The 11,910-nt window shown below is 41.0% G+C and carries 9 protein-coding genes and 4 tRNA genes; 12 read left to right on the top strand and 1 reads right to left on the bottom strand.

Annotated elements, in window-relative coordinates:
- The first annotated feature begins 608 nt into the window (after positions 1-608).
- The 12 genes from H5160_RS08395 to nth all read left to right on the top strand — a co-directional run bounded on the left by H5160_RS08395 (position 609) and on the right by nth (position 10,114).
- A tRNA-Asn gene (locus H5160_RS08395) sits at positions 609-685 on the top strand.
- Between the two features lie 21 nt (positions 686-706).
- Positions 707-783 (top strand) — tRNA-Asn (locus H5160_RS08390).
- A gap of 21 nt (positions 784-804) precedes the next feature.
- Positions 805-881, top strand: a tRNA-Asn gene (locus tag H5160_RS08385).
- A gap of 29 nt (positions 882-910) precedes the next feature.
- Positions 911-987 (top strand) — tRNA-Asn (locus H5160_RS08380).
- 148 nt (positions 988-1,135) lie between these two features.
- On the top strand, positions 1,136-3,079 hold the full coding sequence (locus H5160_RS08375; RefSeq protein ID WP_182696126.1) for an EAL domain-containing protein: 1,944 nt from the start codon (positions 1,136-1,138) through the stop codon (positions 3,077-3,079).
- A 212-nt stretch (positions 3,080-3,291) separates the two neighbouring features.
- Positions 3,292-3,873 carry an electron transport complex subunit RsxA gene (rsxA, locus tag H5160_RS08370; RefSeq protein WP_008134172.1) on the top strand — a complete coding sequence of 194 codons (582 nt, stop codon included), beginning with the start codon at positions 3,292-3,294 and terminating at the stop codon, positions 3,871-3,873.
- Between the two features lies 1 nt (position 3,874).
- Positions 3,875-4,429: an electron transport complex subunit RsxB gene (gene rsxB, locus H5160_RS08365; protein WP_007585357.1), complete on the top strand. Its 555-nt coding sequence runs from the start codon at positions 3,875-3,877 to the stop codon at positions 4,427-4,429.
- A gap of 8 nt (positions 4,430-4,437) precedes the next feature.
- Complete coding sequence (rsxC, locus tag H5160_RS08360; protein ID WP_182737208.1) at positions 4,438-7,014, top strand: electron transport complex subunit RsxC; 2,577 nt, start codon at positions 4,438-4,440, stop codon at positions 7,012-7,014.
- The gene (rsxD, locus tag H5160_RS08355; RefSeq protein WP_154903409.1) at positions 7,011-8,069 is read left to right on the top strand and encodes an electron transport complex subunit RsxD; all 1,059 of its coding nucleotides are present in this window, start codon (positions 7,011-7,013) and stop codon (positions 8,067-8,069) included. The genes rsxC and rsxD overlap by 4 nt, the downstream gene beginning before the upstream one ends.
- Positions 8,066-8,707: an electron transport complex subunit RsxG gene (gene rsxG / locus H5160_RS08350; protein WP_002962266.1), complete on the top strand. Its 642-nt coding sequence runs from the start codon at positions 8,066-8,068 to the stop codon at positions 8,705-8,707. Before rsxD ends, rsxG begins: the two co-directional genes overlap by 4 nt.
- Positions 8,704-9,402 (top strand): electron transport complex subunit E, encoded by a 699-nt coding sequence (locus H5160_RS08345; RefSeq protein ID WP_002962263.1) that lies wholly within the window; start codon positions 8,704-8,706, stop codon positions 9,400-9,402. Before rsxG ends, H5160_RS08345 begins: the two co-directional genes overlap by 4 nt.
- Before the next feature lie 49 nt (positions 9,403-9,451).
- Positions 9,452-10,114 carry an endonuclease III gene (gene nth / locus H5160_RS08340; protein ID WP_182737207.1) on the top strand — a complete coding sequence of 221 codons (663 nt, stop codon included), beginning with the start codon at positions 9,452-9,454 and terminating at the stop codon, positions 10,112-10,114.
- A gap of 473 nt (positions 10,115-10,587) precedes the next feature.
- Here the strand turns inward: nth and H5160_RS08335 are convergent, their stop codons facing one another.
- On the bottom strand, positions 10,588-11,790 hold the full coding sequence (locus H5160_RS08335; RefSeq protein ID WP_076924199.1) for an NADH:flavin oxidoreductase/NADH oxidase family protein: 1,203 nt from the start codon (positions 11,788-11,790) through the stop codon (positions 10,588-10,590).
- Positions 11,791-11,910: the final 120 nt, after the last annotated feature.

The raw sequence follows: 11,910 nt of genomic DNA, 5'->3' as shown, positions 1-11,910 counted from the left end.
CAAAGCCGCATTTATAAAGGCCTTGAGAGACTCGCAATTTTCGCTGAGGTCCAACCAATTGTTGATTTGCTAATTGTGGCATTTTTATAAACTCACACTGAAAACGCAAGCTTGCCGATTTTTCTTCTTAACATAGTTATACGTTAGTAAATAAAAAACGTTTAATACAAAGTTAAGTTATTGATTGTTCTATTTTTGAGCGAAGATAATAAATGCTCAATTTATAGATCAAAATTGGATCACTATTAAGAGGGAAAATACTTTTATGACTATTCGTGCAGGTATATTTTTAGAAAATTAAAATAAAAAAGTAAATAAATACGAAGAATATCCCAAAGTAAAAAATGAAATTTTATGTTTTTGAGTTGTTTTTTAATTAAAAGCGGCCTTAATGGCGTGTTTAATTTAACCAATTTAAAGACTCAACAATAATAAAACTCGCATTAGTATTCTTAAATTCTTAAAAAAACAGCTTTAATAGAGCTATAAATCACGCAGATCGAACACAAAAACAACGAATAAACCTCTTTTTTCAATTTATGACTTTTATATGTTGACACTTTGCGGCTCGGTCATTAATATTTCGCCCCGTTGAAAGGCAAGACGCTTCCCCCTTAGCTCAGTTGGTTAGAGCGACGGACTGTTAATCCGCAGGTCCCCCGTTCGAGTCGGGGAGGGGGAGCCAAGTTTTTCAACCATAAACGATTCCCCCTTAGCTCAGTTGGTTAGAGCGACGGACTGTTAATCCGCAGGTCCCCCGTTCGAGTCGGGGAGGGGGAGCCAAGTTTATGTTTATGATGTAGTTCCCCCTTAGCTCAGTTGGTTAGAGCGACGGACTGTTAATCCGCAGGTCCCCCGTTCGAGTCGGGGAGGGGGAGCCAAATCATCATAATAATATCAGTACTTTAGTTCCCCCTTAGCTCAGTTGGTTAGAGCGACGGACTGTTAATCCGCAGGTCCCCCGTTCGAGTCGGGGAGGGGGAGCCAATTCTAAGAATTTCATAGACATTCCAAGCTATTTCCACTACTCTTCCTTATATAACTAAAGCATTAGTTTAATTCTTTAATGCGCTGTACTTAGTTTATTAATCAAGGACTTGATTCCTTCCCTTTTGATTATTAAAAGACTGAAAACATGGCTGGATTTAAAAAACTTATTTTTATACAAATTATCTCTTGGTTATTGTGTGTTGCAGCAGGAAGCTACTTCATATCTATAAGCTTTGATACTGCGGTAAGTGATGCACAAAAAAATGCACAAACGACTGTTACTAAGTATATTAATGACCTTTCTTTAGACGATATTTCTGCTCAAAATTTAAAACAATCAATTGCAGATGGTAATACGTTTTCAAGCTTTACTCTAAGAGATTACCAAGGTGCTGAAGTATTTAGCATTAACCCCCCTACTCAATTACCAATGTTTGCTGATTTTGTACTCTCTAACTTTAACTCTGTACGCCCACAGTTTGCTGTAAACGATGCCGCAGATATAAAAGTTGAATTTGTACTTAACATTGAGCATTTAGCGTCGCAGCTACAAACGTCCCTTTTTATTGTTATTTTGATTTCTGCTATTTTAGTTATTATTCCAATAATTCTAATGAAATCTATTTTTTATCATTTAAATAAAAATATAAGTACAACAGTTGCTGACATTATCGATATTTATATCAATCAAAACCAAGTTGATAATGATTTAGAAACAGCATTAGATGGCACTCGATTGAAAAAAATGGGAAAAGATTTAGTACCTAGCTTTAATCGGTTATCACATTTTTTAAAAAACAAAAACGAAGACATACAAAGCGCTGCTATGACTATCAAGCATGAAGCGTACAAAGATGTAATTACCTCGCTTGGTAATCGTAATATGTTTGTTGAGTACTACGAAAAAAACATTGAAAACACTGAGCAAAGTACATTTGGCTCTTTAGCTATGGTTCGTTGTAGCGAACTACAAGCTATAAACCAAAGCCGTGGTTATCAAAAAGGTGACGAGTACGTTAAAGGCGTTGCCGATATTATTAAGCACATAAGCGGCACTTACACGGGTAGCCAAGTATTTAGATTAAACAGCTCTGATTTTGCGGTAGTACTCCCCCACATTCCTTTAAAAGAAGCTGAGCGCTTTGGTGAAAACCTGCAATCGCGCTTCACGCAGTACCAACAAAACCAAGAGTTAAGCTCGGTAGCTAATACGGGTATTGTAGGTTACGAAAAAGGTAAACCGTTAGGCGAACTGCTTTCTGTTGTTGATAACGCGATGAGCATGGCGCAGTCAAAGCAAGTTAATGCATGGCACGTACAACGCGAAACCGATTTAGTTAATAACGTAAGTGCGGGGTTTGGTAATCAAAACTGGCGTAAGGTTATTAAGGAAGTTATAGAATCTAAGCGTGTGCATTTAGTGATGCAAAACATTATGCCGCTTGGTAAAAGCATAAAAGCCTACGCTGAAGTACAAGTTCGATTTAAAACAGAAGACAATCAAGTACTGCCTACCGCTTCTTTTTTAGCAATGGCCGAAAAACTTGATATGGCAATAGAAATTGATCGCCTGATCATCGACTCTTCTCTTGAAAAAGTTAAAAGCCGTAATTTATCTGAAAAGTTTTTTGGTTTAAACGTAACAGCCTCAAGTGCACACAACGATCAGTTTGTAATTTGGCTAGAGCGCCGATTATTGAAAGATACGCATATTGCATCTAAACTAGTATTTGAGGTAAGCGAGTTTGGTTTACAGCAAAACATCAAAGCTAGTAAGCGCTTTATCGACATGGTGCACAGAGTTGGCGCACGCGTTACTGTTGAACGCTTTGGTGTTGGCTTGACTTCATTTAAGTTTTTCCGCGATTTAAAACCTGACTTTATTAAAATGGACGCAAGTTATACTCGCGGCCTAGAAGACGATAAAAACAATCAGTACTTTATGCGCTTAATGGTCGATTTAGCCCACCGTATTGGTGTTAGCGTATTTGCTGAGGGCGTTGAGAGCCAAGAAGAGAAACACATAATAGAAACTTTGTGTTTAGATGGCGTTCAAGGTTATTACATAGAAAAACCTAAAGATATTTAATTAGTTTTTAATTAATAAAAAAAAGAGCATTCGTTGCTCTTTTTTTGTTTCTGCTATTTGAGTAATTCCTTACATCAAAATCACATTAATTTTACAGCCTTGTGATCAATATGTTTGTCCTTGCGTTTATTTAACTGATAACGACTCGCAAATGTTGTTTATCGGGGCAGAAAAAAGGATAATACGCAGGACTTTAATAGCGTGAGGCACACATGACAGAATATGTCTTGTTATTGATTGGAACCGTTCTGGTTAATAACTTTGTATTAGTACAATTTTTAGGCTTATGTCCGTTTATGGGCGTATCAGGTAAGCTTGATACGGCGATTGGTATGTCTTTGGCAACCACGTTTGTACTTACCCTTGCCTCTGTAACTAGCTATTTAGTTAACCAATATATTTTAATCCCTCTGGATATCGAATTTTTACGTACCATGAGCTTTATTTTGGTAATTGCCGTTGTAGTGCAATTTACCGAAATGGTTGTACGTAAAACAAGCCCTACTCTATATCGTTTACTAGGCATATTTTTACCGCTGATCACCACTAACTGTGCGGTATTAGGTGTAGCTCTATTAAATATCAAAGAAGATCATTCATTTTTACAATCTGCAGTGTATGGTTTTGGTGCTGCGGTTGGTTTTTCTTTAGTGCTTGTATTGTTTGCAGCACTACGAGAACGCTTAGCAGCAGCTGACGTTCCTACGCCTTTTAAAGGCGCCTCCATTGCAATGATCACCGCAGGCTTAATGTCGATGGCGTTTATGGGTTTTACTGGATTAGTGAAGTTTTAATATGACCTTGTTTTATGCCTTGATAGCGATTGGCTCGCTAGCACTCATTTTTGGACTTATTTTAGGATTTGCAGCAATCCGCTTTCGCGTTGAAGGTAACCCTATTGTTGAGCAAATTGATACTATTTTGCCGCAAACTCAATGCGGACAATGTGGCTACCCGGGCTGTCGCCCTTACGCCGAAGCTATAGCCAATGGCGATGAAATAAATAAATGCCCTCCGGGCGGCGAATCAACTATGAAAAAGCTTGCCGGCTTAATGGGTGTTGATGAAAAACCACTTGCAGGCGGCGAGCAAGCAGAACCTATAAAAACAGTGGCTTATATTCGCGAAGATGAATGTATTGGCTGTACCAAATGTATTCAGGCCTGCCCTGTTGACGCTATTTTAGGCGCGACTCGTCAAATGCACACCGTGTTAATTGATGAATGTACTGGCTGTGATTTATGTGTTGAGCCTTGCCCTGTAGATTGCATTGATATGCTACCTGTAGCCGAAACTAAACAAAACTGGAAATGGCAGCTAGATGCTATTCCTGTTACACAAATAGATTAGAGGTTTGAGTGGACAAGTTACTTGAACAAATAAAAAAAGGCACGGTGTGGGCATTTCCTGGCGGCATACACCCACCACAGCAAAAATCACTCTCTAATAGTGCGAGTATCACTCGCCTACCTTTGCCCGACAAACTCATTGTTGCGCTTAAGCAACATATAGGCGCAAACGGTAAGTTACTTGTAGAAAAAGGCCAACACGTCTTAAAAGGCCAACCACTTACAGCACCTGCTGCTAACTGGTCGGTACCTGTGCATGCGCCAAGCTCTGGTGTGGTTACTGATATTGCACCTATGCCATCAGCACATCCATCGGCCCTGCCTGAACTAAGTGTTATTATTGAACCAGACGGCAAAGACGAATGGGTAGCTCTAAATAAAAATAAAAATCCTGCTGAGCTTAGCCATGATGAGCTTATAAATATTATTCACCAAGCCGGTATTAGCGGTATGGGTGGTGCTGGTTTTCCTACTTATGTAAAAGCAGATACCAAGCAACCTATCGAATTTTTGATTGTAAATGCTGTTGAGTGCGAACCTTATATTACTGCCGATGACGTTTTAATGCGCGAACACGCTAAAGAAGTTATCCAAGGCATTGAAATAATGCAGCAACTTTTAAACCCAACACTGTGCATTGTGGGTATAGAAGATAACAAGCCTGAAGCTATTGCAGCAATGAAGCAAGCAGCTGAGCATAACTCAAAAATTATTATTCAAACGGTGCCAACTATTTATCCATCTGGCGGTGAAAAGCAATTAATTAAATTACTTACTAACCGTGAAGTTCCTAGCATTGGTATTCCAGCCGATATTGGTATTTTAGTGCATAACACGGGTACTTTGTTTGCCGTACAACAAGCCGTTTATGAAGGCAAACCGCTAATTGAGCGTATAGTTACGGTAACAGGTAACACTATTCATAAACCTGGAAATGTATGGGCACTGCTTGGTACTGAAATAAAGCATTTACTAGATTGCCAAGGTTTCTCTCCTGTACCGCAGCAAAGTGTTGTGATGGGCGGCCCAATGATGGGCTTTACGCTACCCACAGTACGTATTGGCATAGTTAAAACCACTAACTGTATTTTAGCGCCTGATCATAAAGAGCTAGCGGAACCCGGCCCTGAAAAAGCCTGTATACGTTGTAGCGCCTGTGCCGATGCCTGCCCTGCTTCTTTATTGCCACAACAATTGCAGTGGTTTGCTAAATCAAAAGAGTACGACAAACTACAAGAGCACAATTTATTTGATTGTATTGAATGTGGTGCTTGTGCATACGTGTGCCCAAGCGAAATCCCTCTTGTACAGTACTACCGTATAGCCAAAGTTGAAATTAAAGAACAACAAGCTGACAAAATTAAAGCCGACAGAGCAAAAGAGCGTTTTGATGCCCGAAAAGAACGTTTAGAGCGTGAGCAAGAAGAACGCCAAAACCGCCATAAACGCAAACCTGCTGCTAAGTCTGCTGACGAAAAACAAAAAGTAGCTGAGGCACTAGCCCGTGTTAAAAATAAATCAGATAACGGCGATGAAAAATCTGCTGTTGCTGCCGCTATTGCACGCGCTAAAGCTAAAAAGCAACAAGGCGAAGAACTAGAGCCAGATAACAGCGAAGTAGCAAAAGAGCGCGCACTACGTAAAGAACAAGCGCGTAAATATAAAGAGCAAAAATCGCAAACAGATGAATCGGCCGAGACTACACCCGTTGATGATAAAAAATCAGCAGTAGCTGCAGCCATTGCTCGAGCTAAAGCTAAAAAAGCAGCACAAGTATTAGATAACGCTGAGCAAACAGTGAGTGAAGAGCCACAAACTGATGCCCCCGTTGATGACAAAAAATCAGCGGTAGCTGCAGCCATTGCTCGCGCTAAAGCCAAAAAGGCAGCACAAGCATTAGATAACGCTGAACAAACAGCAAGTGAAGTGCCACAAAGTGATGCCCCTGTTGATGACAAAAAGGCAGCCGTAGCGGCGGCCATTGCGCGTGCTAAAGCTAAAAAAGCAGCACAAGCATTAGATAACGCTGAACAAGCAACAAGTGAAGAGCCACAAAGTGATGCCCCTGTTGATGATAAAAAAGCAGCCGTAGCGGCGGCCATTGCGCGTGCAAAAGCTAAAAAAGCGGCTAAAGCATTAGAAGAAGCTGAGCAAACCGTGAGTGAAGAGCCACAAAGTGGTGCCCCTGTTGATGATAAAAAAGCAGCGGTAGCGGCGGCCATTGCTCGTGCTAAAGCTAAAAAAGCGGCTAAAGCATTAGAAGAAGCCGAGCAAACCACAAGTGAAGAACCACAAAGCGATACGCCTGCTGATGACAAAAAAGCAGCGGTAGCGGCGGCTATTGCCCGCGCTAAAGCTAAAAAAGCAGCTAAAGCACTAGAAGATACCGAACAAACTCAGCCCCAAGAGCTACAAGTTGATAGCGCAGCACCTAAGAGTGCAGAAAGTAACACCGATGACTCATCCAATTCTACTGAAGCAGATAAACCTAAATCAGTCGACGATAAGAAAAAAGCCGCCGTGGCTGCTGCAATTGCGAGAGCAAAAGCTAAAAAGTTACAAAAAGAAGGAAATAATCAGTCATGAAATTAACCATGGCCAGTTCGCCGCATAATCACAGCCATAAATCGTTAACGCGATTAATGCTTAGCGTTATTGCTGCGTGTATTCCTGGGCTAATTGCTCAAGTTTTCTTTTTTGGAACAGGTGTGCTTATTCAACTGGTACTAGCGCTTGTTGCTGTAAGCGTATTTGAAGCTGCAATAATGCTAATACGAAAGCGCCCTGTTTGGCCTGCATTAAGTGATGGCAGTGCGTGGCTTACTGCCGTGTTATTGGCATTGAGTATTCCACCACTTGCGCCTTGGTGGATAATCGTTATTGGCTGTTTATTTTCTATTGTTATAGTTAAACAGCTTTATGGCGGCCTTGGGTTTAACTTATTCAATCCAGCAATGGCGGCTTATGTACTGCTATTAGTTTCGTTTCCGGTGCAAATGACCGCATGGTTGCCTGTTACTGATTTAATAAATACGCCAATAGGCTTTGCTGATCAGCTAAGGTTAATATTTACCGATTTTACGGCCTCTGGGTTTAGCCTAGATCAAGTACGCGCAGGGGTTGATGGCCTAACAATGGCAACACCACTAGATACTGTTAAAACAGACATAGCCCACGGTTTAACCGTTACCGAGAGCATGCAAAAGCCAATATTTAACGAATGGGCTGGCCTTGGTTGGGCATGGGTTAATTTAGGCTATTTAGTGGGTGGTTTATACTTACTAAAAGCAAAAATAATTAACTGGCATATTCCTGTTAGTTTTATCGTAACTTTAGCTGTATGTAGTGCTATTGGTTATATCGCATCACCTGGTACAGAGCCGGGCACCCTATTTCACTTATTAAGTGGTGCCACTATGATGGGGGCCTTTTTTATAGCGACCGATCCGGTATCTGCAGCAACAACTAACAAAGGGCGCTTAATATATGGCGCACTAATTGGCTTACTAATTTATTTAATTCGTACCTTTGGTGGTTTTCCTGATGCCATCGCATTTAGCGTATTATTGATTAATATTGCAGTGCCACTAATAGACTACTACACACAGCCACGTACTTATGGCCATGGAGCAGTAAAATGATCATTTCGTCAATGGCTAAAAATGGTGCTATTTTAACTGCGTTTGCATTAGCTACGACGGGCTTAGTTGCCTCTATCAATGCGCTTACTGCCGATAAAATTGCAGAGCAAGAACAACTGCAACTCACTGCGCAGTTACAAGAAGTGCTCGACCCAAAATCGTACGACAATCAATTATCACAAGATTGCGTAATTATTACTGACGAAAAACTAGGCCCACACGCAAATCAAGTAATTTACCGTGCTCGTAAAAACAATAAACCAGTCGCTGTTGTTATTAGGCATGTTACGCCAAACGGCTACAGTGGCGATATTAACTTATTAACAGCGGTATTGAGCGATGGCACTATTGCTGGCGTTCGTACGACTAAACACGAAGAAACCCCTGGTTTAGGTGACAAAGTCGAAGTTAAAAAATCACTTTGGATCACAACATTCAAAAGCTTAACGGTTGAAGGCGAAGAAGACGCTCGCTGGGCTGTAAAAAAAGATGGCGGCCAGTTTGATCAATTTACAGGCGCGACCATAACGCCACGTGCTGTTGTGGGCTCTGTTAAAAATGCCGTATTGTTCGCACAAACTAATTTTGATGATATTTTTGCAGCACCTAATGCCGAATGTATGGAGGTAGCTAAATGAGTGAGTTAAAAACATTATACAAAGAAGGTGTATGGGTAAATAACCCTGCCCTTGTGCAGCTTTTAGGTTTATGTCCACTGCTTGCCGTTACCTCAACTGTAACAAATGCCTTAGGTTTAGGCTTAGCAACTTTACTCGTACTAATAGGCTCAAATGTTACCGTATCAATTGTGCGTAACTGGGTGCCAAAAGATATTCGTATACCTGTATTTGTAATGATCATCGCGGGCTTTGTAACAATAGTTCAATTACTCATGAACGCTTATACCTTTGGTTTATATCAATCATTAGGGATTTTTATCCCGTTGATTGTAACTAACTGCGCCATTATTGGCCGCGCCGAAGCATACGCCTCTAAAAATCCTGTTCATTTATCAGCATTTGACGGCTTAATGATGGGCTTAGGCTTTATGGCTGTACTGTTAGTATTAGGTACTATGCGCGAACTAATCGGCCAAGGTACGCTGTTTGACGGTGCCGACTTATTACTTGGCCCATGGGCACAGAGCTTGCGCATAGAAGTATTTAACTTTGATAACCAATTTTTACTCGCAATTTTACCACCGGGTGCCTTTTTAGGGCTTGGGCTGCTTATTGCTGCAAAAAACGTAATTGACGCACAAATAAAATCAAAACAAGTTGCACCGCCAGAGGCTGAAAAAGGCCCTCGAGCACGTGTTACTAGCTTAACTTAAGGGGAAAACGTATTAGAGCAACAATTAGCACTAATACGTTTTAAGTTGCATGAATAAAGACAAACGTCACCAAATACTGTCGCGCCTACGCGACGATAACCCACATCCAGTTACAGAGCTTGAATATTCAAGCCCATTTGAGTTACTAGTAGCGGTAACCCTCTCAGCGCAAGCAACCGATGTAGGCGTTAATAAAGCCACTCGAAAGTTGTTCCCTGTTGCCAATACGCCACAAGCCATTTTAGACTTAGGTCACGATACACTGCGTGATTATATAAAAACCATCGGCTTATTTAATTCTAAAGCTGCCAACGTGTACAAAATGTGCCAAATTTTGGTGGATGAACATAACAGCATCGTGCCAGAAAATCGTGAAGCCCTAGAAGCCCTACCAGGCGTTGGCCGTAAAACCGCTAATGTTGTACTCAACACAGCCTTTGGCTGGCTAAAAGATAATGAAGGTAGATACTTTTTAGCAGTAGATACTCACATCCAACGTCTTGCAAACCGTACTGGTTACGCTAAGGGTAAGACTGTTGAGCAGACTGAACAGGCTATAATTAAAAATACGCCAAATAAGAAAGAATTTATGTTTAACCTCCATCATTGGTTTATTTTACATGGGCGCTATACGTGTACAGCGAGAAAACCAAAATGTGGAAGTTGTATAATTGAGGATTTGTGTGACTATAAAGAGAAAACTGAGTCATAGTTAAGAGTAGTTATTTTTTAATTAGCATAAACCTTTTAACGGTCACATCTTTAGTTTCTATTTAAGAAGCTGGCGATTTGATTCTCATATGAGCCTTTATTCGGCCAGCACCAATTAAATTGAAAATTTGCGTTAACTTCAGAATAGTTTGAATTTAAGCGAGGTGTTGCAAATAGATTATGATTTATTAATTAGAGCCCAGCTAAAACCTAAAATTTAAATACGGAGTTAATTGGAAGCTATTTCCGGTTTGTGCCAATTGCAGCCATTCCGGTATAACTCGTTTCTGCCCCTTTCTGCGTTAGTTTGATTACTCGGTGGCAGATCGAGCCACTGACATCGAAGTACTTTTCCTCATGGGTGGCGATTGAGGGGCTGTGCTCGGAATCTCCCATAGATACGCAAATTGCACTTCAGATATTGCGATCCCAAAAAACGCATAACGATGCGTTTTTTGGTGTGTAGGTGTTGGGTTATAATTGATACTTAGCCTGCCATCTCATAACACGCGCTTTGTCACGATTTTCATAGGCCTGAATCGCTGGTAATAGTTCTAAGTTGAACTCTCTTTCGTTGTCATTAGCTATCGCCGTGAGAAGCATTGTGTACCAGGCTGTAATTCCCCCCTGAGGTGGTGACTTAAACTTTGGAAAGCGAGGAGTAACACCTTCTCCATCTATCCATTCATTTGGCAAATCGGGTCTGAGTATCAATGCTCGTCCAAGACCAATGGAGTCCGCTGCATTTATAGATAAGGCATCTATTACCTGCTCCCGTTTTTTAAAACCGCCAGTCACTACTAAAGGAATACTTGTTAAGCTTTTAGCCTTTATTGCAAAGTCAATGAAGTACGGGCCGCTTGAAGCACTGTCAGAGCTGGATTTTGCTCCAGGAAAATAAGAACCGCCGCTTATCTCAATCAAGTCGATAGACGTTTTATTAAGGATGCGAATAACTTCTAGAGCGTCGTCTTGAGATAATCCTCCTTCTAGTTGATCAGAAGAGTTCATCTTGATGCCAATAGGAAAAGTCCCCCCCACCGCATCTCGGACTTTCTCTATTATCTCTATAACGATTCTGCTACGTGCTTGTATTGAACCGCCATATTGGTCTTTGCGGTGATTGAATAGCGGAGACAGAAATTGGCTAAGCAGAAAACCATGACCTGCATGTATCTGAACACCTGTGAACCCTGTTTTTTTAGCAATCTTCGCAGCTCTGGCATACACATCTGGCAATAAAGATACTTCTTTCTCTGACATACCTGCACATTCAAATTCACTTATCTTAAGAGGTGATGGACCTTTGGGCTGGCTAAGTAGTTTGTAAGCCAGTCCTCCTGCATGACCTAACTGAGGCCATATGTGGGCATCATTAATCGATGCGCGGGAGGTTAACATTTGTAAATCTTTTAGGTTGGATTGATTAGTTAATACCAGGTTTCCTGGTTTTTCAGGGAACCTGGGATCTACCTGCACTTCACCAATGACGGATAACCCAATACCACCCTCTGCCCATCGTTCATAGAGTCGAGACTGAGCTTCAGTAGGGTTCCCTTCACCGTCAGCGAGTGAGTCAGACATTGCTGACTTTATTAGACGGTTTTTGATGACTGCGCCACAAGGGAGCTCTAAAGGAGGATCAAGTAAGTTCGCGGTGTGTAATGGCTGGGTCATATCTACCTCTCGGGGCACCAATACTTATGTACGGTGTTAATTAATAACGGTAGAGACATTGTCCCCGATTTTTACTAAACTAAAAAGATAGCAATAGTTCAAACACTTTTAAATATTATT

It is taken from the genome of Pseudoalteromonas sp. SG43-4 (assembly GCF_014164325.1).
Lineage (GTDB): Bacteria > Pseudomonadota > Gammaproteobacteria > Enterobacterales > Alteromonadaceae > Pseudoalteromonas > Pseudoalteromonas distincta.
The sequence above is the reverse complement of the archived record's forward strand: the minus strand, read 5'-3'. Positions and strand labels throughout refer to the sequence as shown.

What these genes read in the sequence shown, in the direction of transcription:
- H5160_RS08375 (WP_182696126.1), top strand. Translation starts at nt 1,136, where the DNA reads ATGGCTGGATTTAAAAAACTTATTTTTATACAAATTATCTCTTGGTTA.
- rsxA (WP_008134172.1), top strand. Translation starts at nt 3,292, where the DNA reads ATGACAGAATATGTCTTGTTATTGATTGGAACCGTTCTGGTTAATAAC.
- rsxB (WP_007585357.1), top strand. Translation starts at nt 3,875, where the DNA reads ATGACCTTGTTTTATGCCTTGATAGCGATTGGCTCGCTAGCACTCATT.
- rsxD (WP_154903409.1), top strand. Translation starts at nt 7,011, where the DNA reads ATGAAATTAACCATGGCCAGTTCGCCGCATAATCACAGCCATAAATCG.
- rsxG (WP_002962266.1), top strand. Translation starts at nt 8,066, where the DNA reads ATGATCATTTCGTCAATGGCTAAAAATGGTGCTATTTTAACTGCGTTT.
- H5160_RS08345 (WP_002962263.1), top strand. Translation starts at nt 8,704, where the DNA reads ATGAGTGAGTTAAAAACATTATACAAAGAAGGTGTATGGGTAAATAAC.
- nth (WP_182737207.1), top strand. Translation starts at nt 9,452, where the DNA reads ATGAATAAAGACAAACGTCACCAAATACTGTCGCGCCTACGCGACGAT.
- H5160_RS08335 (WP_076924199.1), bottom strand. Translation starts at nt 11,790, where the DNA reads ATGACCCAGCCATTACACACCGCGAACTTACTTGATCCTCCTTTAGAG.